The organism is Streptomyces sp. NBC_01788 (assembly GCF_035917575.1).
Lineage (GTDB): Bacteria > Actinomycetota > Actinomycetes > Streptomycetales > Streptomycetaceae > Streptomyces.
Map to the genome: position 1 here is coordinate 3,513,932 of NZ_CP109090.1, position 26,464 is coordinate 3,540,395.

The 26,464-nt window shown below is 68.2% G+C and carries 21 protein-coding genes and 3 pseudogenes; 6 read left to right on the plus strand and 18 right to left on the minus strand.

Going from position 1 to position 26,464, the window contains the following annotated elements:
- Nucleotides 1-208: 208 nt before the first annotated feature.
- A complete protein-coding gene (locus OIE49_RS15900) occupies nucleotides 209-643 on the minus strand; it encodes an SDR family oxidoreductase (RefSeq protein ID WP_326802891.1) in 435 nt (144 codons plus the stop codon).
- Between OIE49_RS15900 and OIE49_RS15905 the strand changes: the two are divergent.
- Nucleotides 543-1,439, plus strand: a pseudogene (locus OIE49_RS15905) (cation:proton antiporter domain-containing protein); the annotation flags it as partial. The gene OIE49_RS15900 and the pseudogene OIE49_RS15905 sit on opposite strands and share 101 nt — an antisense overlap.
- A gap of 837 nt (nucleotides 1,440-2,276) precedes the next feature.
- Here the strand turns inward: OIE49_RS15905 and OIE49_RS15910 are convergent.
- The 3 genes and pseudogenes from OIE49_RS15910 to OIE49_RS15920 all read right to left on the minus strand — a co-directional run bounded on the left by OIE49_RS15910 (nucleotide 2,277) and on the right by OIE49_RS15920 (nucleotide 6,710).
- Nucleotides 2,277-3,431 carry a glutathione-independent formaldehyde dehydrogenase gene (locus tag OIE49_RS15910; RefSeq protein WP_326802892.1) on the minus strand — a complete coding sequence of 385 codons (1,155 nt, stop codon included), beginning with the start codon at nucleotides 3,429-3,431 and terminating at the stop codon, nucleotides 2,277-2,279.
- A 968-nt stretch (nucleotides 3,432-4,399) separates the two neighbouring features.
- Nucleotides 4,400-5,644: a serine hydrolase domain-containing protein gene (locus OIE49_RS15915; RefSeq protein WP_326802893.1), complete on the minus strand. Its 1,245-nt coding sequence runs from the start codon at nucleotides 5,642-5,644 to the stop codon at nucleotides 4,400-4,402.
- Nucleotides 5,645-5,965: 321 nt separating this feature from the next.
- Nucleotides 5,966-6,710, minus strand: a pseudogene (locus OIE49_RS15920) (transposase).
- 1,062 nt (nucleotides 6,711-7,772) lie between these two features.
- Here OIE49_RS15920 and OIE49_RS15925 point away from each other — a divergent pair.
- Nucleotides 7,773-8,366, plus strand: coding sequence for a hypothetical protein (locus OIE49_RS15925; RefSeq protein WP_326802894.1), 594 nt, complete (start codon nucleotides 7,773-7,775; stop codon nucleotides 8,364-8,366).
- 274 nt (nucleotides 8,367-8,640) lie between these two features.
- Here OIE49_RS15925 and OIE49_RS15930 read toward each other — a convergent pair whose 3' ends face one another.
- On the minus strand, nucleotides 8,641-8,847 hold the full coding sequence (locus OIE49_RS15930; protein ID WP_326802895.1) for a hypothetical protein: 207 nt from the start codon (nucleotides 8,845-8,847) through the stop codon (nucleotides 8,641-8,643).
- A 358-nt stretch (nucleotides 8,848-9,205) separates the two neighbouring features.
- On the opposite strand from OIE49_RS15930, the gene OIE49_RS15935 reads away from it, so the two are divergent.
- Nucleotides 9,206-9,415: a helix-turn-helix transcriptional regulator gene (locus OIE49_RS15935; protein WP_326802896.1), complete on the plus strand. Its 210-nt coding sequence runs from the start codon at nucleotides 9,206-9,208 to the stop codon at nucleotides 9,413-9,415.
- Nucleotides 9,416-9,519: 104 nt separating this feature from the next.
- Here OIE49_RS15935 and OIE49_RS15940 read toward each other — a convergent pair whose 3' ends face one another.
- The 4 genes from OIE49_RS15940 to OIE49_RS15955 all read right to left on the minus strand — a co-directional run bounded on the left by OIE49_RS15940 (nucleotide 9,520) and on the right by OIE49_RS15955 (nucleotide 12,352).
- On the minus strand, nucleotides 9,520-9,684 hold the full coding sequence (locus tag OIE49_RS15940) for a hypothetical protein (RefSeq protein WP_326802897.1): 165 nt from the start codon (nucleotides 9,682-9,684) through the stop codon (nucleotides 9,520-9,522).
- An 81-nt stretch (nucleotides 9,685-9,765) separates the two neighbouring features.
- On the minus strand, nucleotides 9,766-10,062 hold the full coding sequence (locus OIE49_RS15945) for a GYD domain-containing protein (RefSeq protein ID WP_326802898.1): 297 nt from the start codon (nucleotides 10,060-10,062) through the stop codon (nucleotides 9,766-9,768).
- 376 nt (nucleotides 10,063-10,438) lie between these two features.
- Nucleotides 10,439-10,726: a hypothetical protein gene (locus OIE49_RS15950; protein WP_326802899.1), complete on the minus strand. Its 288-nt coding sequence runs from the start codon at nucleotides 10,724-10,726 to the stop codon at nucleotides 10,439-10,441.
- A 378-nt stretch (nucleotides 10,727-11,104) separates the two neighbouring features.
- Nucleotides 11,105-12,352 carry an RNA-guided endonuclease InsQ/TnpB family protein gene (locus OIE49_RS15955; RefSeq protein ID WP_326802900.1) on the minus strand — a complete coding sequence of 416 codons (1,248 nt, stop codon included), beginning with the start codon at nucleotides 12,350-12,352 and terminating at the stop codon, nucleotides 11,105-11,107.
- Nucleotides 12,353-12,379: 27 nt separating this feature from the next.
- Between OIE49_RS15955 and tnpA the strand changes: the two genes are divergently transcribed.
- On the plus strand, nucleotides 12,380-12,841 hold the full coding sequence (gene tnpA, locus OIE49_RS15960; RefSeq protein WP_326802901.1) for an IS200/IS605 family transposase: 462 nt from the start codon (nucleotides 12,380-12,382) through the stop codon (nucleotides 12,839-12,841).
- Between the two features lie 8 nt (nucleotides 12,842-12,849).
- Here tnpA and OIE49_RS15965 read toward each other — a convergent pair whose 3' ends face one another.
- The 6 genes and pseudogenes from OIE49_RS15965 to OIE49_RS15990 form a co-directional block, all read right to left on the minus strand.
- Entirely contained in the window at nucleotides 12,850-13,173 is a 324-nt protein-coding gene (locus tag OIE49_RS15965) for a hypothetical protein (protein WP_326802902.1), read from the minus strand.
- A gap of 194 nt (nucleotides 13,174-13,367) precedes the next feature.
- The gene (locus OIE49_RS15970) at nucleotides 13,368-16,145 is read right to left on the minus strand and encodes a CDP-glycerol glycerophosphotransferase family protein (RefSeq protein WP_326806245.1); all 2,778 of its coding nucleotides are present in this window, start codon (nucleotides 16,143-16,145) and stop codon (nucleotides 13,368-13,370) included.
- 699 nt (nucleotides 16,146-16,844) lie between these two features.
- Nucleotides 16,845-17,498 (minus strand): annotated as a pseudogene (gene snpA, locus OIE49_RS15975) (snapalysin); the annotation flags it as partial.
- Nucleotides 17,499-18,069: 571 nt separating this feature from the next.
- Nucleotides 18,070-18,510, minus strand: coding sequence for a GNAT family N-acetyltransferase (locus OIE49_RS15980; RefSeq protein ID WP_326802903.1), 441 nt, complete (start codon nucleotides 18,508-18,510; stop codon nucleotides 18,070-18,072).
- Between the two features lie 154 nt (nucleotides 18,511-18,664).
- Complete coding sequence (locus tag OIE49_RS15985; RefSeq protein WP_326802904.1) at nucleotides 18,665-19,435, minus strand: hypothetical protein; 771 nt, start codon at nucleotides 19,433-19,435, stop codon at nucleotides 18,665-18,667.
- A gap of 266 nt (nucleotides 19,436-19,701) precedes the next feature.
- A complete protein-coding gene (locus OIE49_RS15990) occupies nucleotides 19,702-21,420 on the minus strand; it encodes a DUF4153 domain-containing protein (protein WP_401740382.1) in 1,719 nt (572 codons plus the stop codon).
- A gap of 241 nt (nucleotides 21,421-21,661) precedes the next feature.
- On the opposite strand from OIE49_RS15990, the gene OIE49_RS15995 reads away from it, so the two are divergent.
- Nucleotides 21,662-22,279: a hypothetical protein gene (locus tag OIE49_RS15995; protein ID WP_326802906.1), complete on the plus strand. Its 618-nt coding sequence runs from the start codon at nucleotides 21,662-21,664 to the stop codon at nucleotides 22,277-22,279.
- A gap of 51 nt (nucleotides 22,280-22,330) precedes the next feature.
- Here OIE49_RS15995 and OIE49_RS16000 read toward each other — a convergent pair whose 3' ends face one another.
- Nucleotides 22,331-22,720, minus strand: a complete 390-nt coding sequence (locus tag OIE49_RS16000) for a hypothetical protein (protein ID WP_326802907.1) — start codon at nucleotides 22,718-22,720, stop codon at nucleotides 22,331-22,333.
- Nucleotides 22,721-22,736: 16 nt separating this feature from the next.
- Here OIE49_RS16000 and OIE49_RS16005 point away from each other — a divergent pair, with 16 nt between their 5' ends.
- On the plus strand, nucleotides 22,737-23,009 hold the full coding sequence (locus OIE49_RS16005; RefSeq protein ID WP_326802908.1) for a hypothetical protein: 273 nt from the start codon (nucleotides 22,737-22,739) through the stop codon (nucleotides 23,007-23,009).
- A gap of 115 nt (nucleotides 23,010-23,124) precedes the next feature.
- Here OIE49_RS16005 and OIE49_RS16010 read toward each other — a convergent pair whose 3' ends face one another.
- Together OIE49_RS16010 and OIE49_RS16015 are read right to left on the minus strand one after the other, a co-directional pair.
- A complete protein-coding gene (locus tag OIE49_RS16010) occupies nucleotides 23,125-25,098 on the minus strand; it encodes a YncE family protein (protein ID WP_326802909.1) in 1,974 nt (657 codons plus the stop codon).
- Between the two features lie 283 nt (nucleotides 25,099-25,381).
- Entirely contained in the window at nucleotides 25,382-26,341 is a 960-nt protein-coding gene (locus OIE49_RS16015; protein ID WP_326802910.1) for a D-2-hydroxyacid dehydrogenase family protein, read from the minus strand.
- Between the last annotated feature and the right edge of the window lie 123 nt (nucleotides 26,342-26,464).

Below are 26,464 nucleotides of genomic sequence, written 5' to 3' on the forward strand. Positions count from 1 at the left end.
AAGCGCACGCAACGAGTGTCCCTGACGGTCCGGCTGGAAGCTACTCGGCCGCACGACGCCCGACAGCTGACCACAACCGGATCGAGCATGGGCGCAGCCCGGCCACCCTGTGCGGTAAGGCACCGGACAGCTACACTGCGGGGCTTTCAGCTGCGCGACTGGATCACCTCGCTCCGCGGCCTCCACCCCGCCATAGGATCACGGCATCTCACTGCGCGGCCTGCGAGCCGCCGTCGATGGGGATGGTCTGTCCAGTGATGGACTTGGCGCTGTCTGAGGCGAGGAAGAGGGCCAGTGCGGCGATGTCGTCGGGGTCGGTGAAGCGTTTGAAGGACTGGATGCTCAGGGCGTCGGCGGTGACGTCCGGCAGGCTGCGGCCACTGGCATCGGCCCGACCCTGCAGGACCCGCTGGATGCGCTCGCCGGCGACGGCGCCGGGGGCGATCGCGTTGACGCGGACGCCGACGTCGCCGAGTTCGACGGCGAGGGTCTCGGTGAGGCCGATCAATCCTCGCTTGGTGGTCGCATAGGGGCTGCGGTTGCTGCACGGCTCCGGGGTCCTCGCGGTGCTCACCACCGCGTTGTTCCTGGCCGAGTACGCCGCCGACGCCGACGACGTGATGACCCGGCTGGCCGGGCACACCGTCTGGGACGTCGTGGACACGCTCGTCACCGGGGTCGCGTTCGGACTGGTCGGCCTGGAGTTGCACAACGCGCTGCGCACGGCGTCGGGCCGGTGGGGCGAGCTGCTGGGCTGGGCGGGCGTGGTCGTAGCCGTGGCGGTGCTCGTGCGGCTGGTGTGGCTGCTGCCGGCCACCTGGTTCACCAGACGGCTGCACGCGCGGCGGGATCAGAACGAGGACATCCCCACGACCTGGCGGGAAACCGTCGTCATGTGGTGGTCCGGGATGCGCGGCGTGGCCTCGGTGGCGCTCGCCCTGGCCATTCCGCTGAAGACGGACAGCGGCGCGCCCTTCCCCGACCGGAACGAGATCGTGTTCATCGCCTTCGCGGTGATCATGGCGACGCTCGTGGTCCAGGGGCTCACGCTGCCGTGGCTGGTGAAGTGGCTGGGGGTGCGGGCGGACACCGAACGGGAGAAGGCGTTCGAGGAGGAGCTGGCGGCGCGGGCGGCGAAGGCGGCCAGGCGGCGGCTCCGGGAGATCGAGGAGGTCGAGGACCTGTCTGAGGGGGTGGCCGAACAGCTGCTGCGGAGGGTCGCCGACATCGGGCTGCGGATCAGCCCGCAGCTGGGTGACGAGGAGCGCAGGGAGGGCCATGACAAGCGCGTACGAAGGCTGAAGCGGCTGCGGCGGATCCAGAGCGAGATGCTGAGCGCGGCGCGGCACGAGGTGCTGGCGGCGCGCAGGGAGCCGGGGGCCGACCCGGAGATCGTGGACCGGGTACTGCGCCACCTGGACGTACGCAGTCTGCGGTGAGCCGCGCTCGGCGTACGGGCCCGGACGGTGCCGACCGCGTAACGCCCCTCCAGCAGCCGCGGCAGCCCTGCCCGCTCGATCGCGCTCGTGCGGTCGTGGATGCCTGCGCAGATCGACGCGTTCACCTCCTTGCGGACCGTCGGGAGGTACATTTCCCGCAGGGTCTGACAACGAGCCGTCTGTCGCGCAGCGGCGTGCCAAGACGCTCTGTCAGAGAGTAGGGCAGGCGTTGACAGTGCCCTGCCTCGGTCGCTGTGTGGCTAGCTGTGAGGGCGCGTCAGCCGGTGCCGTTCGGGTCGTCCCAGCGGCCGCCGGCTCCGAGCATGCGACGCGGGCACCGGGGTGCTGCGGGCTGGGTTCCGAGTACTCCACGGGCTCGCAGCTCCGCAAGGGCGGGTAGTCCGGGAAGGGCGTCGAGAAGATCGGCCTGGGCAACGCGGATGCTGTGCGCGGCTTGGGGGCCGGTGCCAAGGGTGCGGCGGGCGGTCACACCGATCATCGTACGGGCGGCCTGGCCTGCATGCCCGAGACCCGCACCAAACGGGGATGGTGCCGGTCTCGGGCATGTCAACGACGGGCGAACCGCTGGCGTCACAGTGTTACAGCTGGGGGACCTTGCCGAAGTCGGCGGTCCTGTCAGTCGGTTCGGGACCTTTCGTCCGCTGGTAGTGGGTGACCTTCCAGCCGTTGTCCGTCCAGCGCAGCGACATGGACATGGTGAGCCATCCCCGTCTCGACGGGGATCTCCGTGAGGACGGCGGGCCCTTGGAATGCCCGAGCCGCGAGGATGGTGCCGATGCCGCGCCTGCCCGCGGTCACGTTGCCGGTGACGATTGTTCAACGGGCGCCGCCGTCGGGGTGCAGGACGACCTTGGTCCATCCGTTGTCACGGGCGTCGAAGTGCTGGTAGGCCTCGGCGGCCCGGTCCAGCGGGAGCTCGTGGGAGACGATCCAGGACGGTGTGGCCTTGCCCTGCTGGATCAGGTTGCACAGCTGGCGGTTGTAGGCCTTGATGTTGGCCTGCCCGTTGCCGACCGACTGGCCCTTGAACCAGAACAGACCGTAGTCGAAGGCGAATTCACCGTGCTGGTACAGCTTGTCGGGGCTGCCGGGGTCTTGCGGGACGAAGATGCCGACCACGCCGATGGTGCCGGTGAACTTCACCGACTCCACCAGGTTGTTCAGCGTCATGTTGGGGTGCTCATGGCCCTGGGGGTCGTGGGCCTGGTAGCCCACGCACTCACAGCCCCGGTCCGCCCCGAGTCCGTTTGTGTGCTCGTTGACCTGGTCGACGGGCGAGGCCTTGGAATCGTCGATGGGAATTGCCCCGATCTGCTCGGCCAGCGCGAGGCGGTCCGGATGGCGGTCCACGACCATGACCTTGGATGCGCTCTTGAGGTTCGCCGACAGTGCGGCCATCAGGCCGACCGGGCCGGCACCGTAGATCACCACGGTGTCGCCGGGCCGTACCTTGGCCAGTTCCGTGCAGTGCCAACCGGTGGGGAAGACGTCGGAGAGCATCACGTAGTCGGTCTGCCGCTCCCGGGCCTCCTCCGGCAGGACCAGACAGTTGTGGTCACCGTAGGGCACGCGCAGCAGCTCAGCCTGCCCGCCACTGTACGGGCCCATGTCGGCGAAGCCGTAGGCGGCACCAGCCGTCCTCGGGTTGTCGGCAGTGGTCAGGCAGAACGCGGTCAGCCCCTGCTCGCAGTTCCGGCAGAAGCCGCAGCTGATGTTGAACGGCAGGCAGACCAGGTCCCCGACCCTGACCCGGTCGACCCCGGCGCCGACCTCGGTCACCTCCCCCAGGTTCTCGTGGCCGAAGATCCGTCCCTGCTCGAAGTCGGTGCGGCCCTCATACATGTGCAGGTCCGAACCGCAGATGTTGGTGCTGGTGATCCTCACCAGCACATCGGTGGGCCGTTCGATGCGTGCGTCGGGGACATCCTTCACACTGACGGTACGCGGCCCGTCATAGACAACAGCCTTCATGGCTTCCCCTTCGATTGCTTCACCACACGATGGCCGGCATCAGGAGCCGCGCGGGGGAACAGGTCACTCTGGACGATTCAGGCGACGGGAACCGGCACGCCGACTAGTCCCGGGCAGGCGCCGGAACAATCCCGCGCTCCGCAACGCCCTCGACCTGATGACCACTACCACCACCGCTCTTCCACCCTCCCACCCTCATCAGGCGTGTCAAGCCGCGGTCCGGAAGTCCCTGTGGAGCCTGTCCGTGGGACGTCCGGGTCCCAGGAGAATGGGCGTGCCGCACCTGTGTTTCCGAGCCCGGATCCCACCAGGCCGCATGTTTCCGGCTCCGCGGCCTGCTGCCGGCTGCGGCCCGTAGACGCCGGCGCAGCCGCAGACAGCGTCGGCGTCGCCGATACCACCTGCGCGAGCAGATGGCCTGTCCTCAGTGGCCATGAGCGGCCCACACAGACGGCCGAGGGCCCCGCCCCCTGTTGGAGGCGGGGCCTTTGTCGCCCCCAAATGGTCTGCGGTGCTCACCTCTTCGACGACGCAGCTGGTGTCGGCAGACTGCCCCGCCCTCGTTCCCACAGGCTCGTGGGGGCCCCTCATGGGAACGTCATGGGAACGGAAGGCCATGCAAAGGCAGGGAACGATCAGACAGGGACGGAAGACTGTACCCCGCTGACCAGCAGGAACGGTGAACCCAGGGGAAGATCATGACGGGCAGGGAAGACCATAGGGTCTCTCCTAAAAGCGGGTGTCGCAGGTTCGAATCCTGCCGGGGGCACAGAGAAAAGGGCCAGCTCAGGAGGGGTTACCTCCCAGGCTGGCTCTTCGGCGTTTCAGGGGCCGTGCCACAGGCGTGCCACTACGGGCCCGCAGGGTCCTTCTCGGAGGAGTCGGAGACCGCTCCCCCACCGACCCGGATCATGGCACCGAGCCGATCGGCGATGGCCCGGTCCCGGTCGCTGGTCGTGTGCTGATAGTCAGCTCTCGGCCGGGACCACGGCGCCGAAGGAGGCGGCGGCGATCTGCTGGATGTAGCGGATCTCGGTGCCGTTGAGGTTGGTGGGGTTGACGGAATAGACGATCGTGCGGGAGAGGTCGCGGGTGGAGAACACACCACTGGTGTAGCCAGGGCGGGAGCCGGTCTTGCCCCAGACCACGACGCCGTTGGAGGCCTTGACTCGCATCAGCCCCATGGTCATACAGGCCCGGCCGGCGTCGGCCTCGGTACGGCACTGGCTGCTGTGGAAACTGGGGAGGTCGGGAACCGTGAAGAGCTCGGCCTGCTGGGCCGACGGAAGGAAGCGGCCACGGAAGAGCGCGGTCATGAAACGGTCGAGGTCGGCGGGGGTGGAGATCATGCCACCCTCGGCCCAGGGCCAGGGACTCTGCTCAGTGACGTCCACCGGATGCGTGGTGCCGTCCGAGGACTTGACCGTCAGGTAGCCGTCGGAGTGCGGGCTCGGCAGCCGCGGGTCGTCGGCGTCGGGGACATAGGTGTCGTGCAGGGCGAGAGGCCGGGTAATCCGGGACCGCACCTCGTCGGCGAAGGTGTGCCCGGTGATCTTCTCGACCAGTAGGCCGGCGACGTAGTAGTTCATCCCGTTGTATTGCTGCGCGGTGCCCGGCGCGAACTGCATCGGCTGGCCCGCCATCAAGTCGATCACCTGCTGCGGGGCGAAGCTCTTCCGGCGGTTGGCGGCGAACCATTCGGGGCTGCCGTCGCCGAACTCCGGGTTATGGGCGCCGCCCGGCAGGCCGCTGGTGTGGTTGAGCAGCTGGCCGATCGTGACGGGCGGCAGGTCGGCAGGCAGGACGCCCGGCAAGTACCGCTGCACGGGCTCGTCCAGATCGATCCGGTGTTCGGCGGCGAGCTGGAGGACGATCGTGGCGGTGAAGACCTTGGAGATGCTGCCGATCCGTATGTGTCCATTGGACGGCACGCCCTGACCGGTCTCCAGGTTGCCCACGCCCGATGTGCCCGACCAGTGGCCCGTCCTACCAGTGATCCGTAGCAGCGCGCCGGTGACGTCCACATTCGGCAGGCCGCCGATGGCCGCCTTCAGCGCGACCGGGTCCAGCCCAGGCAGCGGCGCGGTGGCGGCAGCGGGTGTTGGGCCTAACGTGGCGGCGGCGGGAACAGCCACCCCTGTGGCCAGGGTCATCAGCAGGCTGCCGCAGACAGCCAGGTTGGTCCAACGGGTGCGAATAGCAAAGCTGTTCACGATGCGGCTCTCCAAACTCGTGGTGGTCGGGCGGTGATCGACCGGCCCGACCACGAGTCTCTTCCGCGCCGGCAGCCCAGCTCATCAGGGGACGTCCCTGAGTAAGCCCTGATCGAGCCCTGACAACTGATTCGGAATCGGATTACGGAAGACCGGAGATCACAGTTCAGGCTGTCGGCCCCGATACGGGACGAAGCGGCGGCTCGGGACCAAGGGATCGCATGCCGTAACCGTGCCCGATGCAGGGGTCAGCCTCGGTCAACAGGGTTCGCCGGCGGCTGTATCCGTGCCCAGTAGAGGTTGTCCCGTATGAGGTGCGGGTTATCCGGTGAGGGCCAGGTTGTGGAGTCGGGCGATGCCGAGCATGGCCTGGTGAACGCCGTTGCCCTTGAGCCGGCAGTCCCGCAGGATCTTCCAGTTCTTCAGCCGCGACAGGGCGCGTTCCACGCGAGCTCGCGCCCGGCGGTGGATGTTCGTTCTCCGCTTCCTGTCGGGGGCTGAGATGCGTCTGACCTCGTCGTTTGCGGTGCGGGATGAGCAGGCCGGTTCCCTGGTAGCCGCCGTCAGCGATGGTCGGTGCGCCGCGGCAGGCCCGATCGACGCCGGACTCCGTGAACGCCCGGCAGTCGTTGCGGCTGCCGGGCAACGGCAAGCCGATCGCCACCACCAGGCGGCTGTTGGCGTCGATGACGACCTGCAGGTTGGTCGAGTATCGATAGTTCTTGCTCGAGGCGGCGATGCTGCGGTCGCGGGTAGGCACCAGGGTGCCGTCCACGATGTAGACGGTGTCCTTGCGTAGCCGGCGGGCCGGTGAGATGGCCGGCAGGGGCGCGAGGTGATCGAGAATGCGGTCGGCGGCGGACTGGGAGACGCCGAACAGCGGCGCCACCTGCCGCAACGTGAGGCTCATGCGCCAGTACGTCGCCACCAGCAACACCCGGTCCTCCAGCGGCAGCCGCCACGGCCGGCCCCGCTGAACGTCACCACCGCGACGCCGTACCAACGCGCGGGCGGCCGGCGGCGCTTGCGCACCCTCGTCGAGAAGGAAGGGAACCTTGTGAAGGATTCTCCACTTTGGTGGCTATTCGCGGCGATAAGCGCCCTCATCTGGTTTTCTGTAATGCTCCCCGCCATGCCTACACGAGCGCACAAGGCATTCGTCTCCCTTGGTCCAGTGCTGGCTTTTGTCCCACTGGCGGCATACTGCTTGAAATACAAGGAGCCTTTTACGGAAATGCTCCCCATTTACTGTGCGCTGGTCGTCTCCGTGCCGTCAGGGATTCTGGGGCACCGTAAGGCGCTGCGGGAAGTGCTGGCGGACCCCAATGTTCCCTACGACGAGGCGGCGGGTCCATGGACGCTACAGGCGGCTTGCGCTCTCGCGGTATTCCTCGGCCTCGCTGCCTACTATGTGGGCCATTAAAGCCGCGGCGCCGACCGCCCCAGCCACGACGTGTTCTGACCTCGTGCACTGTGTGCCTGCCTCCGGGCGGGAGAGGTCGTATGGCGATGGTGAGGGCGAGGAGGATGCGGCAGCAGAGGCCGCGTCAGCTGCACGACGGAGTTGCGGTACAGCAGCGAAGTACAGCAACCAAAGCGACCCACCCCGGTCGGCGACGCACTTACAGGACCTCAGCGCAACCGGTGCGACCGTCAACGACCGATCCACATAGAGCTACGGATCAAAAAGCTTCGGGAGCAAGTAGTTGAGTGGCATCCTGGCCATCTTCTGGCCAGGACGCCACTAGCTAGTCTGGCGCTGTTTGCAAACGCCCAGTTCACGGGCCCAGTCGGGTGCGATCGGTGGTCGGCCTTGAAAACCGTCGTACTCCCAGCGCGGTACAACAGCAGGTTGGGCCCGCTGTAAATCTGCCGTGGGGCCGTCTCCGGTCCGTCCGAGGCCGGCCAACGGCAACCGCTAATAGTCAACAACGACCATGAAGGCGCGACTCACAGCCGCGGGCAGTGGTACGGGGCCCGGGGTGCAGTCTGGTTGCTGGGATCTGGCAGGAATCGCGTTCGCAGGCTGCCCGATGAGGGATCTTCCGTGTGACGCCGGGGTGCGTGATGCTGTGTGGGTCGCCGGCACCGCGGAGGGCGACCACACACGCAGGGGGAGCGGCGGCGCATGGACCGGATAAAGCTGTCCGGACTGCGGTGGGGCAGCCGAGTCCATTTCCTTCTCGCCTGGGTGCTGTGCGTGCTCGCGCTGCTGCTCGCGGCGGCGACCTGGCTGCCGGGACCGAATAGGGTCCCTTTCGCTGCCGTGGTCTTCCTGTGCGTTGCGATCTTCCCGGTCTTCGGGGCCGCCGGGCTGCGGGCTATGGGCTCCGAAGGCCGCAGTGCCCTGCTGGGCAAGTGGAACGGCGACCGGATGGGCCGATTCGTACTGAGTCTGTCGATCGGTCTGAAGTGCTGCTACGTGGCAGTGTTCGTCGTGGTGCTGCTGGCCCTCGCGACCGCTGGTGCGGCGCAGGACGCCGAGACCGACGGGCACGGCGGCTACTACTACACCCGGTACATCAAGACGGAGCGGCGCAGCGAACAGGTCGCGCTCACGGAGGACGAGTACCACGAGGCCCGCAGGGCCCAGACCCGTACCGTCGCCGCCGTATCCGCCTTCTTCCACGCCATGAGCGGCTTTCTGGTCCTTGTGGCCGCGTCGCCTGAGGCCACCCGGCGCGTGGAGACCGAATTGGAACTGGCGTCAGGCACCGACTGAGCCCAGCGCGAGCTGCTGTGCGGACGTGATCTCGAGGTCTTTGGACGAGGCGTGGACGGGATTTGTCACCTCGATCCTGGCGCAGTAAGAAACGGCGTGGATGGGGAGGGTGGAAGGCGTCGTACGACGGTCCGATGACAGTACCTGGGCGGCGTGCTTCCGGGCCGACTTGGACCTGGCGTGCCCGACGGGTCGGCACGGTCCCTGCGGCGCTCCCGGCTGCGCTCGCGAGGGAGCGCCCCGCAGCGCGTGGCTGCGGGGCGCCCAGTGGGGTTCAGTCGACCGTCTGCCCGTCGTTCGTACCGCCCCTGCAGGTCCCGGTATGGGGCACGGCCGGGTTCGACCAATCGACCGTTCCGCCGGCCTGCGTGCACTCACCCGGGGTGAGGCTGGCGGCGGTGGCGGTGGCGGCACCTGTGAGGCCGAGTCCGGCGAGGGCCGCCGTGGCGATGACGGCGGCGAGGATTCGTCGAATGCGCATTCGGTTCCCCTTTCACGGATTGCCTCAATCGGGGCACTAGTCAGCTTGACCTTCACCCATGTGGGTGGCACGCCATGCTGCGCCATTCGGGTGACATTGCTTACCTGAACGTAAGGTCTCACCTGCGAGGGCCGGCCGTCTCCCTGCGTGCGGCCAGACGCGCGCTCGCAGCATCCTGTGGGACCCCACCGGTTTCTTCTGACCGGATCAGAGTCTCGACGACGGGAGTAGACGCGCGAACGCTCCTGTCCCAGTGGCTCGACGACGGGCTCCTATCGCTCGCCCCTGTCGGTCAAGATCGAAGAATGTACGGTCCGCGATACAGACACATGATCTTGCCGCGGCCGGCGTTGACCGGGTGCCACCCTCCGACAGCCAACCCGCCGGGGTCATCGCCCGCCGCCGGGCCATCGGAGACCACATCCGCGCCGCACGCCTCCGCGCCAACCTCACCCAAGAGCGCCTCGCAGAACTGGCCGGCATGGACCGCCAGGCCGTGAACCGCATCGAGCAGGGCCCCACGCCTCACCCCGGGTGGACACGCTCATCCGCACCGCCGCCGCGCTAGACAACACCGCTCGCCGACCTTGTGGCATGAGGGAGGCCCCGCCCATCCGCCCCGAAGCGGACAGGCGAGGCCGTGGGGCGAGCAGGCGGACCAAGCGTCCGCGGTCAGAGGACCGCTTCCTGCGGGGGTGCGGCCAGGTAGCCGCCAGCCTGGAACATGCCGGCGAATGCTCCTGGGCCGTGCCGTTCGTCGAGCCACCGGCACAGCCGGATCGTGTCCCCGCTGACGATGGCGGCCACGACCAGGTCGTGAACGTACTGCGTCCGCATATCCGGACACTCACCCCGATGCCAGGGCAAACGTCCGGATCAGGTGTGAGCCCGTACACCACTTCCCTGGACGCAACCTCGTCAGACAGTCGCCTTGGTGATGATGCGTTCCATCTCCCCCTGGCCGAAGGCCCGCAGAGTCGTGGAACGGATGTTGCCCACCCCGCCGAGATGCAGGAGCGCTGCGGTAGCAGTTTCGTCGTCGGGTGCCTCAACGACGGCCACGAGGTCGTACGGACCGACGGTCCAGTAGATGTTCAGGAGCTTCGCCCCGATCTTCTGTGCCGCTGCACCGAAGGTCTCAGCGCGCTTCGCGGTGGCCTTGTAGTCTCGGACCCCCTGATCGGTCCAGTTCATCAGCGTGATGTACGTCGGCATGTTCTCCCACCTTCACGAGGAAACACATCGCGAGCTCAATCCTGGACATCGGGGCTGACACCTGCACGGGATACGCACCCGAACGAGCGATACGAGCACCTACAGGCGGTTGATAACGGTGGATTGGATCCAGGGAGGCACTCGCACAACAGCCACGCCGACCCGCGGTGTGACACTTGACTGCTCCTGAGGTCCGGTCCCAGCTACCCTGCTCCACCGTCCGTCGGAGTGCCTGTCGGGGGCAGGCTGACATCCACACCTGACCTCAACGACAGCGGATGCCACCGGATCGCCGCGGAGTATGTGCAGCCAGGCGGCGCCTGTGCGCGCGAACGCCTCCCGGTATCTATGGCAGAACCAAGAAACCACTCCCCGCTCAAGGACTCTGCCGACGCCGCTTTCCGTTTGATCGGAGGCCTTTGCATCCAGGCCGCCAAGTTCCGGATATCCACAGGCCGTCCAGTATTGCGCCGGCAGCAATGAGCAGGAAGGGAATTCCGTACCACTTCCAGTCGGCATTCCCGATGAGCACTCCAACCGCCAGGACGCCGAGTGATCCAGTAGGCAGGATCAGCTTGTAGCGCCACGGTTGACTCACCCGCGTGAAAGCCCCGGCAAGGGCCATCAAAGCCAGAAAGAGCAGACACCAGTCTTCCGCTTCCACCGATGCGCTCCTTCTGAAGGTCGTCAGGGGCGGTGAAGGCCAGGTCGCCGGGGTCTCGTTGCGCCCCGAGAGTGCCTCCACATGCTTGCCCGACAGCCGGACATTGTGAGGCTGTCCGAGGACGGGCCTCAGCCGACCAATCGCCTGCAAGGGGCCGACGAACGGCTTCCTCTGAGAGAAAGGGCCAGCGGAGCCGCTGCGGTACAGCACAGAAGCACAGCAACCGTGGCAACCATCGGTGAACATCCTGAGCCGCTGGCATCCGCTTGACCAGGTCGACAGGCCTCAGCAACCTCTCCGCCCGTAGTTTTCAGGTGTCTTGGTCATCCTCCGGTCCGACGAGGGGTCGAAGGGCTGATTCTTGACGTGCTCCCTGGCCTAAAGTCCAGGGATTCCGGCCTGGGCCGGCTGGCCCTTCCGGGGGCTTCCTGCTTCAACGCGCTGTGCCGGGACTTTCGTCCTGGTCTTACCGGCGCTCCACGAGGCGTTTGGTGTCTCCGCCCGTCCGGCGGCGACGATGCGGCGTCCTTCGAACAGGACGTTGCGGGCTGCATTGTGGTCGCGGTCGTGCACAGCCCCGCACTGGCCGCACGTCCACTGACGGACGTGCAGGGGCTTGGGGCCGTCCCGGAAACCGCAGGCCGAGCAGACCTGAGAGGACGGGAAGGCCCGGCCCGCTCTGGCGAAGGTCCGGCCGTGCTTGACCGCCTTGTACTCCAGCATGCCGACGAACGCGGACCATCCCGCGTCGTGCACGGACTTGGCAAGCCGGGTACGGCCGAGACCGGACACCGCGAGGTCCTCCACGAACACCGCTTGGTTGTCGCGGATGATCTGTGTGGAAACCTTGTGGTGCCAGTCCCGGCGCCGGTCCGCCACCTTGGCGTGTTGGCGAGCGACCTTGATGCGGGCCTTGGCCCGGTTCTTCGATCCCTTCACCTTGCGGGACAGCTCCCGCCCAGGGCGCTTGAGCTTCTTCTCGGCCCTGCGCAGGAAGCGGGGGCTGTCGATCTTCCGGCCGTCGGACAGGACGGCGAAGGCGGACAGGCCCAGGTCGATCCCGGCGTCGGTTTCCAGTTCGGGGAGTATGTCGGGCTCGGTGTCCACGACGAAGCTGAGGAAGTACCGTCCGCAGCTGTCCTTGGTGACGGTCAGGGACGTGGGTGCGGCCGGAAGCCGGCGGGACCACTTGACCTTGAGGTTGCCGACCTTGGCCACGTACACCGTGCCGTCGTCCTGGAGGGAGAAGGCGTTGGTGTTGAGGCGGATCGACTGCCGGGTGTCCTTCTTCGACTTGTACCGGGGCGGGCCGACCTTGCGGCCCTGCCGCTTGCCCTTGACCGAGTCGAAGAAGTTCTTGCAGGCGGTGTCCAGGTCCCGCAGAGACTGTTGCAGGACGACCGCCGACACGTCGGAGAGCCAGGCGCGTTCATCGGTGTGCTTGGCCTGGGTGATGCGCAGTCGGGACAGATCCGCTGATTTCACGTACGGCAGCCCGGCCGCGTGTGCCTCCTTGCGGTCGCGCAGGCAGTCGTTCCACACCACGCGGGCGCACCCGAACGCCCTGGCCAGCGCACGGCGCTGGGCGGCGTCCGGGCAGGCCCGGTAGTTGTAGCGGAGCCGCATGACCGAGACCCTACTACGATTGGTCTCATGGATCAGGAGAACGACTACAGGCGTGGCAGACACGTTGTCTCGGCGATGCATGTGCACTTGGTCTTTGTGACGAAGTACCGGCGTGGAGTCTTCAACGACGAGATGCTGACGCGCTGCGAAGAGATCATGCGCAAGGTGTGCGAGGACTTTGAGGCGGAGCTGAAGGAGTTCAACGGCGAACGCGATCACGTCCACCTCCTGGTGCACTATCCGCCCAAGGTCGCCGTCTCCAAGCTGGTCAACAGCCTCAAGGGCGTTTCCGCCCGCCGGATACGCCAGGAGTTCACCGGCCGGATCAACCGCGCCCTCATGCACGGGCACCTGTGGTCGCCCTCGTACTTCTCCGCGTCCTGCGGCGGAGCACCGTTGGCGATCGTCCGCCAGTACATCGAGCAGCAAAAACGCCCGCTCCAAGGCGCGGGTCAGAGCAGTCCTGAGATGCATTCATCCCCGGCGTGAAGGCCGGGCTATCTGCAAGAGTCCCGGTAATCGCCGGTGGCGACGAGGTAGTCGATCACCCGGACCATCGCGGGGATGCCAGGGTCGCGAACAATGAGCCCGTCCCAGCAGTAGAAGTAACTGCCGTCCAGACACTCGCCGCTGCCCTTCCAGCTCTCCATCATGCGCCGCACCTGATCCAGGGTCATCACCGTCCCGGACCACCGGTTGCCGTCGGCGAAGATCACCCACATGTCGACGTCGCACACCTCGTCCAGGCCCTCGCCTGCGCCCGGCACGAAACGGATCTCGTATCCCTCGTGCTTCACCCGGTAGAACGGGCCGTCCCACATGGCGCCCCCAAGACCGTTGTGAACCGATTCAGGCCAGTCGGGATGGAGGCGAAACGGCCCCGGGCGGTCAGTCCCAAGGAGAAGGGCAAGAGCCAGCCAGGTTTCGGGCCGTCTGCCAGCCGCGTTGCGTCACGCTCTCGCGCCGCGCGTCACATCCGCGCAGGGCCGGTCCCGCCCGGCCCTGCGCGGCACGCTCAGCCGTCGGTCGGGGCTGCGGCGTGCGGTCCGCCGTCGAGCATGCGGTCCACGACCCGCGCTGTCGCGAGACCGTCCCCGGGCTCGCAGAAGTCCGTTATGAACTGAGCGTACTTCTCCCGGTACTCCGCTTCGACGGCATCGACGTCGCGCAGGGCCTTGACCAGTTCTTCGGAGGTCTGCAGCAGCGGGCCGGGCGCCCGGGTGATGAGGTCGAAGTACAAGCCGCGCAGCGTGTCCCGGTAGTGCTCCAGGTCGTAGGTGAAGAACACTATCGGCTTACCCGAGTGCGCGAAGTCGAAGAACGCCGAGGAGTAGTCGGTGATCAGCACATCGGCGACGAGGTACAGATCGGCGATGTCCGGGTAGCGGGTGACATCCCACACGAAGCCCCGGCCTGCACCCGGTATGTTGTCGTGAACCCTCGGATGCTTGCGGAAGAGCAGCACATGGTCGTGACCGAGTTCGGCCTGGGCCGCGGCCAGGTCGATCCGCAGATCGAGCTTGTACAGCTTGCTCGCGTGCTTCTGGTCTTCCCGCCAGGTAGGAGCGTAGAGCACCACCTTCTTGCCCTCGGGCAGGCCGAGCCGCTCCCTGACCCGCGCGGCCCGCGCGTCGCGGTCGGGGGCGTGGAAGACGTCGTTGCGCGGATAACCGCTCTCGAGCATTTCACCTTCGATGGTGTACGCCCTGCGCATGATCTCTGTGGTGTACGCGTTCGGCGACACCACGAAGTCGAACTGCCGGTAGCTGTGCGGCAGGCTGGCGATATAGGCGGGATTCGACTTGGTAGTGCCTTGGAGGTCCTTGCCGATCTTCTTCAGCGGCGTGCCGTGCCAGGTCTGCACGACCCGCTGCCCGGGGCGGGTGACGAACCAGTCGCCCACCGTCGTGTTGACGACGATGTAGCGGCTGCGCGCCAGTGCCTCGTACCACTCGCGGCTGCCACGGCCCACCACGCGCGCTCCCGACGGCATCTCGGGCAGCCCCCCGTCCTGGGTCCAGATGTGCTCGACGTCGACCCCCCGGCGCACCAGCTCCTCGTAGACCGCCCGCGGCGAGTCCGAGAACTGCTTGCCGCTGAGGCTCATGTAGAGCACCGCGTCGCGCAAGGGGAGCTCGCGCTGCTCGTGGAAGTACTCCTCGCACAGCATGCGCTGCCGGTAGGCGCCGTGCTCACCGGGGCCGAGCAGCCGTTGCGGCTCGATGAAGATGCGGTCGAAGTGGCGGCGGTCCACGGTGTAAGCACGCTGCGGGCCACTGAAGCGCATGGGCAGCTCCTGCACCTGCTCCGGACGCAAGGTCACCGGGACGTCCCCGGACTTGTCCCAGGCGTCCGCGTCGCGGAAGTACAGGTACCAGCGACCGGGGCACAGGGGCAGCTCAGGACCGTGTGCCTGCGGGGCCGCCTCGGGCTCGATCCGGATCGTGAACCGCCCGTCGGCAAGCTCGACCGGCAGCTCCTTCTCCTCGAAGCGGACCCCGTGTCGCAGGATGACCTTCTTCCCGGCCGCTTCCTCACCGGGATACGCACCCTCGAGCACCAGCTCCCCCGACCCCGACACGGTCATCGCGTCGACCACGGGTCGGACGGCTCGCGTTGCCAGCACCAGCCTGCCGGGCCCGTCGCGGTGGACGGCCAGCTCGCGGCCAGGGGCAATCCGGTGCCTGCCGGTCGTGAAGCCCTCGGCGAGGAGGGCCGCCTGGCCCCGGCCGTCGGCTCCCCTCAAGGTCACCTTGAATTGCCGGGTCTTGGTTCCCGGCAGGTCGTTCGCGGCCAGCTCGGCAAGACTGAAGACCGACTGGAAGCGCCGGAACGAGTCAGGGGAACCGGACAGGGAAGTGAGCGGGCTGTCGAGCCTGGTGTCGCCTTCGACGACGGTCACGGCGGTGGGGGCCTTGGCGCCGCTGCGTGCCCTGGTGACCAGTCGCAGCTCGCCGTCCGCGACGGTGCAGGACTCGACCTCGACAGGGGGCTGCTGCACCGTGATGCTCACGGCATTCTTGGTGAAGCCGACCACGAGACGTGAGCCGTCCGCCAGATGACGAACCTGGTTGTGCCCGGCCGTGCCCGCGTCGTGCTGGCGCACCCGCGCGCCGTAGGCCCCGCCCGGTCCCAGGATCCCGACGTGCAGAAACCACTGGCCGGCACCCTGTCCGGCGAGCTCGCGCAGCCGACGAGCAGAGACGGCGATTTCGAAGCCCGTCTGGTCGTAGCAGTGCAGGGCCTGTCCGGAGGCGACGGTGGCCTGCTCGCTGCGGGTGCGGCGCACGCGCAGTCTGATGCGGCGGCCGGTCTCGTCGTTCTTCAGCACCGCGAATCGGCCGATGGCGCGGCTCGATGGACGCGGCAGGTTCGCGACAAACGCGTACCCTTCCCATACCAGATCGTCGCCGCGCCAGTCGACCGAGGTGAGCTGCGCCGTCACCCGCAGGTCGCGACGCGTGAGCGCGGTGATCCGTTCAGGCAGCGCCAGGCCCCGCAGCCCCGGCAGCACCAGCCGGGGGCGCCGGGCGCCTGCCACGAGGAAGCCGCCCGGGTCCCTGCGCTGGTGCCGGACCACCTCGACAAGATCCTCGGCGCGCCCCTCGGCAGCGAGATACCACATGACGCGCTCGACCGGAGGGAGGGCAGTGAGCACCCCCTCGCCGTGGACGTCGAGGAGTTCCCGCGCCGCGGCACGCAACTCCTCACGCTCAGCCTGCGAGTTCTCGGGAAAGTATCGCAAGATCCCCCGTACTCTTGCCGACGCGAGATCGGCGAGAGACTGCGCCATGAGCAACGCCCTTCTAACGTGCCAGTAAAATCCAAGCCATCGCACGTTAACGGAGTCACCCGTGTGCCGCACGTTTCGCGTGATAACAGTGCGGGCACATGCAGCTTGCCCCGGGCAGGGTCCTTTGCGTGATCGGGTTCTGTCCGGGTTCATCCGGGGAGCCCGGGGGAGGCCAGGGGGCGGTGGTGGTCGCGGGGTATGTGAGGCGTCCTCGAGGTAGTGGCCCCCTTCCCGGTGGAGATCGACCTCGGCGGGTCTGACCCGCGCGCTGCTCAGCCGTCACAGTGCTGCCGGGGGCACAGAGAAAAGGGCCAGCTCGGGAGGGTTTCCCTCCTGAGCTGGCCCTTCGTCATGTTCGAGGCTGTGCCACGCGCGTGCCGCTTGTGCCATCGAGATGCCACCTCCCCTGGCCGGAGGTGCCTCCCCCGCCCTCGTGGATCATGGCTTCGAGCCGATGGCGACGGCCTGACTCAAGTACTGGTCATGTGCTGCGGATCAGCGCCGCGCGGAAGGCCAGGGTGCGGATTGAGCAGGGAAACCGGCAGGAGTCTCGGCAGGGGCCACACGTCCTGCGCTGTGGCGCGGATGCCATGGGCCGTGGCTCGGCGCCACGGGCCGTACCGGCGGTGCGGCGCTCGGGGGGTCAGCGGGCTGGTTCACCGTGCCCGGGGCCTGCGCGGGCTGGTTCACCGTGCCCGGGGCCTGCGCGAGTCCGGTGGCCCACAGCTGGTCGACACGCGAGCGCTCGGTGGCGTTCGGGTAGCGGTTGGTGCAGGACGTGCCGGCGTAGCCACCCGACATCAGCTCACTGCACGGCCCGCTGTAGTCGTCCGGCAGGCCCAGTATGTGCCCGGTCTCGTGGGTGACGACGCGGACCGAGTCGTACTGCTGGTTCTGGTTGTAGTCGAGGAAGACGTAGCCACTTCCGTGGCCGTTGGTGGAGGCGTAGGACCCGCGCGAGTCGTTGCCCTCGTAGTAGGAGAAGTCGGCACCGCTCGACGCCTCCTGGAGCTTGACGTTGGACTCGGAGCTGTTCCAGATCGAGGCCGCGCTCGATATCTGCGAACGGAAGCTCGGTGCGTGGGAGGCGTTGTAGTAGACAGTCACCGCCTGCGCGTTCGGCTGGGCGGCACGCTTCTCGGCGACGGACTTGAGCACCGCCCCGAAGAACGCCTTGTTGTTCGCGGCCTCCTCACCCGACCCGGCGTACCGTGCCACGGAGGTACCGGCGGCAGCGGACGGGGTGGCGGCCGGCTGGGCGCTCGCCGGCACGGCCGCCATCAGCGTGCTCGAGGCCAGACCCAGGCCGAGAGCGAGGGCGAGGAGTCTCGCGGACGTTCGGGACGACTTCATGTGGGGGGCTCCTACTCACTCGGTGACGCCGAGCGCCCGGTGCGCGGTCGACCATGCGTGAACACCGGTTCCGAACTGCGGCGACGTCCTGTGGGTCGACATTCTTAGAACGGCTCCACAGGGAGCGCAAAGGGCCCCGCCACTACGTCGCCTCGTAGGTCCCGGGACCTCGCCAGGGCAGTGCACGGGCCTCCGGTTCCGCACATGGCGGCGGGAGGGGAAGCTGTCGCGTCGTCAGAAGCCTTACGGCACGGGGCAGCGGGCGCGCGGACCGACCGAGTGGAATTCCGGGACGCACGACGGGATCCGAATACGGACTAAGACGGACAAAAGCACAGATACCCGTCATGCCACGACTACTAAGTGCGCCGGTTGATTGGTGGAGCGCTGTGACCGACGTCATAGAACATGGGCTTCCGTGGCTTTCGCGCCCCGTGGACCCCGGGGCCTGCAGGGAGTCACCCTCGGCGCTGGGCGGCATCCCTCACCGCTGAGCCGCCGCCACTCAGCAAGTGCACATACGGGCCTTCTCCCTGCTGCCTTCCGGACGTGGTGGCACGGATCGCCTGGTTCAGCGAGGCGCGTACGCCACACGCTCGAAGGGCCACTCACGGGACAGCCAGTCGCTGACCACGCGGTAGAGCTCAGCGTCGAGGGAAGCGTTATCCGCCCGGACCCAGGAGCGGACGTCAGTGACACCGGGGTCTTGGGGTGAGCCGTATATGTAGACACAGCCGATGACGTCATCCCCAGGGACCGACAGGACGGTGTAGGTGAAGCCGACGCGCCGGTCGAAGTCCTCCGCGTGCAGGCGCAGGTCGTCGAGGTTGGCCTCCAGGGACATGCCCCCCGGAGGCGGCCAGGAGCGGCCGGCGAAGTCGGGGTTGGCTCGAATGTGGGCGATGCTGGAGGTCCAGGCGGCGTGATCGGCAGCATTGTGCTGAGGACCGAGGGGCTCCAGGCGGAAGCGGTCGGTGGCAGGCGGGTGCGGTACGGCGAAATCGGGAGCCACGAGGAACTGGTCAGGTGAAGTCTCCGCGGGAGGTTACCCCCGGGCCCCTGCCGATCTCTCGCGAATATTGGGAGACAGCACCGATAGCCGTCGTGATGAACCCCGACACCAGCAACTCCGGACAGGCGTGAACCCACGAATGCTGATCCGGTCGTCACGAAAACGGGCGACGGCACCAGAACCGGCCCGCGATCCAACTCCTGAGGCGGTGGCCGACGGAGCCTCTTCCTTCCTCGCGGGCTGACGGGGCCGTTCGCACTGGCTCCGGCGCCACCGGCCGGTCTGCGGGGGAGCCGGCAGGCTTCGGTTCGTACGGGCAGAGCGGCGCGTGAAGGCCTTTCTGCGGTTGCAAGGCGCCGCGGATCAGAGTGCAGCGGTGGTGGCGGTCGGGGCGGACGCGGGAGGTACGCCACCCCGTATGCCCCGTGGAGGCGAGGGCATGGTCAACGCCGCCTGCCAGGGCTTCTGCGGTATCCGCGAAGATCCAGCCCGTTGCATACACGCTGTCCTGGCCGAGCCACTGCATGCGAATGACCGGTCTGCTCAGGACAGTCTCGAACCAGGTGGCGCACTGCTCGGCGAGCTGTTCTGCCGTCCCGCTCGCGTGGAAGAACCCGTTCTCGGGTGTCTCGTGGAGGTTGAAGAGCTGGTCGCAGACCTTGCCGGCACGCATATGGGTGCCGTGGAAGTGCACCGCCCATTCGCCGAGTATCAGGCGCCGCTCGCTGTCGCTGAGAGAGATGTGGACCAGCAGCGATGAGTCGTCCTCGGGGCGGCCGACGCTGCTGTATGCCGGCGGCACGCGCCATGAAGCGGCTCGGGCCTGCAGGGTCGCGATGAAAGCCAGCTCGCCCGCATCGAAGTCCCAAGGCTCCTCGCCGTCCTCCTGAGGGTCTTCAACTACGAACCAGGGGTTGCTGTCCACGGGCCGAGTCTAGAACTCCGCCACCGCCCTTTCGCCGAGGGATACATGTCCGCGGACATCACCGCAGGAAACAGCGGGCCCCGATGTTCGGCCAGGAAAGCGGGTGTCGCAGGTTCGCATCCTGTCGGGGGCAGAGAGGGAAGGGCCGACTCGGGAGGGGGTTCCTTCCGGGCCGGCCCTTCGTCGTGTTCGGGGTCGGGCCACACGTGGGCCACTGGAGTCCGCGCTGGGTCCACATGGCCGCACCGGCGGAACGGGGCGTCAGGTCAGCGGTCGTACTCGGTGCTCTCCCCGCTGCTGAAGCAGGTTCCCGGGTCGGTTGTCGTCGGCGGACGTTCCTTGAGGATCTGTCGGGCTCGTACCTCTCCCCAACTGGTCTCGTACCAGGACGCCGTTGCCGGGCCGAGCCCCTTCGCCAGGGGACCGAGGACGCAGGACCGCATGGGCTCTCTCAGCCTGTCCAGAGCCGGGACCGCGTCCGCCGAGAGGCCACGCGCGTAGTCCAGGTCGAAGTTGTGGGTCTTCTCGTACCGCCGCACGTTGTTCTCGGCGATCAGCCCGTCGGGAGAGGCCAGGCCGAAGGCGAGGGCCACGGCAGCGGCCGACGCGGCGACGGCGCGGGGCAGCCAGCGTGCGCCCCAGACTCCGGCGGCCATGATCAGCAGGATGACCAGGCCGAGCCACAGCTCCACGGTCACGACGGAGATCCGCAGCCGCGTCAGCCCGTACGCCTCGACGTACATGCCCATGCGACGTACCGCCGAGGCGACCACGACCAGGGTGAGTGCGCAGAGGGTGCCGAGGACTCCTCGCACCAGGTTCCGGTCACCGGGCCCGCGGCGCGGTGCCCAGCGCAGCGCGAAGACGATGACCAGGAGGGTGAGGAGCGTTGCGAACAGGAGTTGCCAGAAGCCCTGCCGCGCGTACTCGGAGTAGGTCTGGCCGGTCTTGTCCAGGACGGCCTTGTACCCGCCGAAGAGGACGGCTAGCTGGATGGCGTTGAAGACGGCGAACAGCACGCACAGCACGAGCAGGGGAAGCGCCCACTCAGCCCGGCCGCGGGCGCGGCCCGGGCTTGTCTTGAGGCTGTCCCACCGCAGAGGGGCGGCGGCGGTGTGAGCCGCCGCGAGGGCACCGAAGACCCCGAGGGCGAACAGCACCAGGCGCCAGGGGCCATCGCCGACGGACGTGTCCGGGACCATCCTGCTCAGCAGGTCGGCGAAGGCCGCGTCGGCCCCGGCGAACAGTGCGCCGAAGACGAGGAGGAGCACAGCCGTCACTGCGAGGGCGCGCAGCGCGGAGCCCAGGCTGCCGGAGGCGTTGCCGGCACGGGTGCGCACTCCTCGCCAGCCCCAGCGTGCGCCCTTGGGCAGCGAGTCGAGCAGTCCCAACGGGCTGAGGACGACGCCGGACCAGGTCCGCGAGCCGTGGAGGGCAAGCGATGCGAGACCGATGGCGGTGGCCACGGCGAGGAGGGAAGGCCACTGGGCGGCGCGGACCGCCGGAACCAGCAGGAGGGCGAGTCCTCCGATGCCCCAGGAGAGCGTCCAGGGACGGGCTTGTACCCGGCCTGCCTGGCGCGCGGCGAAGTAGGCGGTGACCGCGGCCGGCAGGGCGACGAGGAACAGGTTGGCGCCCATACCGTCGTTGAGCAGCACCATGCTGAGCACACCGGTGGCGAGTGCCGCCCAGAGGACGTCGGTGTTCACGGTGGAGGGCGGTTCGCGGCGCAGGTCGGGCAACGAGGGTTTGTAGGGGTAGGCGCCCGCGTACAGAGGGCTGGGAGGAGTGGGCGGAAGGTACGGCGGGTGCCCGGCGCTGACGGTTTCGCCGGGCCGCGTGTCCGTCGCCGCGCGCGACCTGCCCTCCGGTGGTGTTCCCGCCCGCTGTGCTCCCCCCGTTTCCGCGGCCTCTCGCTCAGGTATTCGCCCCGACTGCCTGGACCGCTCGGGCGGTTCGGCGGGCACAGGTAATTTCTCTGTCATAGGACCCCCTCCCAACCGGCCCCAGAACGCCCGTACTTGGGCGCGTCGAGCGGGTACCGGTGTCGCTTGCGAAGCATGCCGCCATGATCGACAGGGCGGCGTGCCCGCAAGGGTAACGGGACCGGCGGGGACGTCCGCGCTCGCGCAGCTCCCGAAGGCATGGCGGATCCGGCCCGGGGCTCTCGCCGTGCTTCGGCCTCTCGGCGCAACCGGGGGGCAGGTTCGGAGAGTCGTACCCGCCGTGGCAGAAGAACGTGCAGAGCGCAGCCTGATGTTGTCGCCCGCCGCCTCTACGGCAGTGGGCATCGGCGGTCTGACCATCGCCGCCGTGGCGAGTTGGAGCAGCCTCCTGCTGGTCGTGCAGGGGCGGGTGATCCCCGGCTGGGTCGTGAGTGCGGTTGTCCTTGTCCTGTCGCTCGTTCTCCGACGGTCCCTCATCCGGAGCGGCGGCACGGCGGGCGCTTCGAGGCTCCCGCAGAAGCGGGCCGCGTGGGCTCGGCTGGGGAGCATTCTGCTGATCACCGCGGCGGTGCTCGGCACGGCAGGGGGAGCGGCCGACGACCTGATCTTCATCGCGAAATACCACGTGCTGCGCCCTGAGGGGCCGGGGGGCTGCACGGCCGTGGTGCGGGAGACGTCCTTTCTCATGATCGGCAATGGCGAGGCGTACGCGGTGGGGCGCACCGGCCTGGCCCTGGGCAAGTCGGGGTCGTGGACGGTCGACGACGGTTACCGGCCCGTCGACGCAGGTACGTACGAGTTGGTCTGGGGACGGGACGGCGGTCTTCTGCGAATCAGCGGTACGAGCACCGATCCGGTCATCCGTGGAGGATCGGCCGACATCGACTGCGGATGGTGAGGCCGGTCACCTGGACCGAGACTCGGACGCAAGGCTGATCCGCCAACTTCACTACTGCGGAGGCTTTTTGGTGCGCCGGTGGATGACCGCCAGCCGTACGGAGTACGCCAGGCAGGCGACGGCCAGGACGGGCAGGACGACCACGGCCGGGTTCACCCAGCCCGGCACCATGTCGTAGCCCGCGTTGCATTTGTCGTGCAGCGGGAACAACTGCGTTTCGTTGAGATGCGCACTGCGGTAGGCCTCGTCGTAGGTCTGGCCGGCGGAGTGGCAAGCCTCCGCCGGGTCCAGCGACGTTCCGGCCATAGCACCGACGAGCCAGGAGGCCACGGTCCCCAGCAGGAGCAGCACAGCGGTCCCGGCGAACCAGCCGGCACTGCGCCGCCACCGGCCACCGACCAGCAACCGGCCCCAGAACCAGAGCCCCAGCCCGACCAACACCACGAACAGCAAAGGTTTGCTGATCTGGGTCGGGCTCGCCCTGCTGTCCGGGCGGGTGTGGGGATGGAGGCTTTCCTGGATCCTCCCCCTGGTCACCCTCTTCCCGCTGACGTACTGGCAGGTCGACGGCCTGGGGCGGTTCCGGTGGTGGGACTGGACGGATCAGTCCGGATACTCGATTCCCTGCTGGGGGATCGCCATCGGCAGCCTGCTGGTGGGTGGGGGCGCGATGGCGCTGACTCCGTGGCGCGTTGCTCGGCTGCGGCGCGCATTCCAGCGGAACAGGTAGCGGGCAAGGAAACCACCCGCGGTGTACGTGCTTTTCTGTTTTCCGGCGTGGGGCGGCTGTCGCGCCGGTACGGCCCCGGGGAGTCGGGGCCGTACCGGTTCGGCTCAGCGGGTAGTCACTTGGTGAAGGCGAAGTACTTCCAGGCGCCGTGGGTCGTGGAGTTCACGTTGTCGCCGGAGGAGCCGTTGATGTACGACGAGCGCATGCGGGCGCGGATGCCGGACTCGCCCGGCGCCCCCAGGCTCACGGCCGACTTGCCCGCGGTACCGAGGGCGAAGTACTCGTAGCCCGAGTCGTACCACTTGCCCTGGTAGTACACCTGGAGCTGGAAGCGCTGCTTGCGGCCCGGGTAGTAGGTCATGGTCGTGGTGAACAGCGGATCGGTCTTCTTGTGGAAGTAGTAGTACGTCGTGGAGCCGATCTTGCCCGTCTTGTACTGCTTGGAGACGGCGGTGGAGACCTTCACCCGGGCGTACGCGGTCGACTTGACGGTCTTGGCGGCGTAGCGGGCGTCGCCGCCGAAGACGGCGCTGACGGTGGTGTCACGGGTCATGCTGACGGTCGCCGACAGGTTGCCCTTGGAGTTGACCTTGGCCGTCTTCAGCAGCTTCTTCGGCTTGTCGGGGCCGAAGGGGTCCGCGTAGATGGAGACGGTGCGGTTCTTGTACGTCGTGCCGAGGTGCGCCGTGAAGGTGACCTTCTTACCGTACGAGTACAGCTTGCCCTTGTTGTTCAGGGTCAGCGCGGCCGCCTTGCGGGAGACGTCCACCGCGCCCGAGGCAGAGGCGGGCATGTGGGCGGCGTCGCCCGCGTAGGTGACCTTGTAGGTGACCTTGCCGCCGGCGGGCGGGGCGTCCGTGAAGGAGAAGCTGCCGTCCGCCTTGGTCTTGACGGCGGCCAGCGCCTTGCCGCTCGGCGACTCGACGTCCGTGCGGGTCACCTTCAGCGCGGCGCCGGCGGCGGGGAGGCTCTTCGAGGTCAGTTTGCCCTTGACGGTGAGCGTCTTGGCGCGCTCCGACTTGGCGGGGGCCGATACCTTGAGGGTGGGCAGTTCCTTGGTGGGGTCGGTCAGGGCGCGCAGGGTGTGGACGCCGTAGGAGTTCACGGACACGGCGAAGATCCGGCTCGAGTCGGGCGCCCAGGCCAGCGCTCCGTCCACGAGGGTGTCGGCGCCGCTGTGGTTGCCGGTGTTGGGGAAGTCGTACTCCCGCACCGGCACCGGGTCACCGGGCCGGTGGATGTGGACGTCGGGCTCGTACCAGGAGAAGCTGCCGCCCGCGATGGTGCCGTCGGGCGCGACGCGCACGGCGTTCGGGTACGCGTCGATGGGGTAACCCGCCAGCTTGGTGAGGTTGGCGGTCGAATAGGCGCCGAGGCCGTAGCCGCCCCGGTCCGGCGAGCCCCACGAGGTGAGTACCTGACTGCCGTCGGGCGTCAGGTCCAGCTGCTTCACGCCGCTGCCCATGTCGCCCTCGGCGCGGAGGGTGGCGTCGTCGGCGGAGACGTCGTACACGGCGAGCCTGGAGCCGCTGCCCGCCACCAGGACGCCCGGGACGGCCGGGTCGGCGGCCAGCAGCGTTTCGGTGCTCGGGTAGGAGTCGTTGTCTCCGCGCTGGGCGAGGTGGACGACGGGTTCGGGGCCGGAGACGTCGAGCGAGCCGAAGTCGCCGCCGTAGGAGAACCAGATCCGGCCGTCCACCTCCTCCAGGTCGCCGGGCGCCGCGTCGACCGGGTAGCTCGCGGTCCGGGTGTACGTCCCCGTCTCCACCGAGACGATCCGGTTGTCGTTCTTCACGGCGGCGTACACCTCGCCGGAGTCGGCGGACAGCGCGAGGCCGGTCACGCCGGGGAGACCGGCGAGTGTCGCCTTCACGGTGCCCGAGTAGTCGGTGACGACGATCTTGCCGGCGGTCGGGTCGGAGATGTAGACCCGCTGGTGGACACCGTCCACGACCATGTCGCCGACCGAGTTCACCGGAAGGACCTTCGCGGAGTCGGCCGCCGCCGGACCCGCCATGCCCGTGGCCAGGGCCACGGAGCTGAACACGACCGCGAGTGCCGTCGCGGCCGAGATGCTACGCCTGCGCACAGTGATGGAACCCCCACAGAAGAAGCCCGGTTCTCGCCGGGCGGAAACGGACGGGCCGCGTGTCCCCCCGCGCACGGACTACGGGTGCGTGGACGCCGCCGAAGCAGCAGCGTATGGCATGTCAGTGACAATCGCCGACTAAAAATTCGGTGCCGCCCCCGGCCCCGGCCTGCGAGGACCGCGAACTCAGCGGTCTCGCGGGGCCTCTTCCTGGTTGCCGGGTCGATGAAGGTGGCCATCGGCACAGCCACCCGGTCACGCGCCCGTCCGGTCGCGGGACGCCTCAGCCCAGGGTGCGTACCGGGTTGCCGGCCAGGTAGGCCTGGATGTCTTCCACCGCGTCGCCGTAGTAGGTCGCGTAGTTGGCCTGCGAGACGTAGCCGAGGTGGGGGGTGGCGAGCAGGTGTGGGGCGGTGCGCATCGGGTGGTCGGCGGGGAGTGGTTCGACGTCGAACACGTCCACGCCGGCGCCGGCGATACGGCCCTCGTGCAGGGCGGCGAGCAGCGCGTCCTGGTCGACGACGGCGGCGCGGGAGGTGTTGATCAGGTAGGCGGTGGGCTTGAGGAGGGCGAGTTCGGTGGCTCCCAGCAGGCCGCGGGTGCGGTCGCTCAGCGCGAGGTGGACGGAGACGAAGTCGCTCGCCGACAGCAACTCCTCCTTGGAGGAGGCGAGTTCGACGCCTACCTCCTTGGTGCGGTCCTCGGTGAGATTCTGGCTCCAGGCGCTGACCCGCATCCCGAAGGCGAGGCCCACCTGTGCGACGCGGCTGCCGATCTTACCGAGGCCGAGCAGGCCGAGGCGGCGGCCCTGGAGGTCGGCGCCCACGGTGGACTGCCAGGGGCCGCCCTCGCGCAGCGCGTTGTTCTCGGTCACCAGGTTGCGGGCGAGGCCGAGCAGCAGCGCCCAGGTCAGTTCCACCGGCGGCGTGGAGGAGCTGCCGGTCCCGCACACGGTGACGCCGTGGCGCTCGGCGGCGGCGTAGTCGATGACCGAGTTGCGCATGCCGGAGGCGACGAGCAGCTGCAGGCGGGGCAGACGATCGAACAGCGTGGCCGGGAAGGGGATCCGCTCGCGCAGGGTGACGACGATGTCGAAGTCGGCGAGGACACCGGCGAGTTCGTTCTCGTCGGTGAGGTGCTCGCGGAACGTGACGATCTCCACCCGGTCCTCGACCGGGCTCCAGTCGGCGGAGGCGAGGGCGGCGTCCTGGAAGTCGTCGAGCACGGCGCAGCGCAGGGGCATGTCAGTGGTCTCCGTCGTCGTTCGTCGTTCGTGCTGATCAGGCTGCTCGATGACATCGCTGTCCGGCAAACCCGATGGACCACGCGCGACGAGCGCCCGTACTGTCGGGCGCGGGCCAGCCGG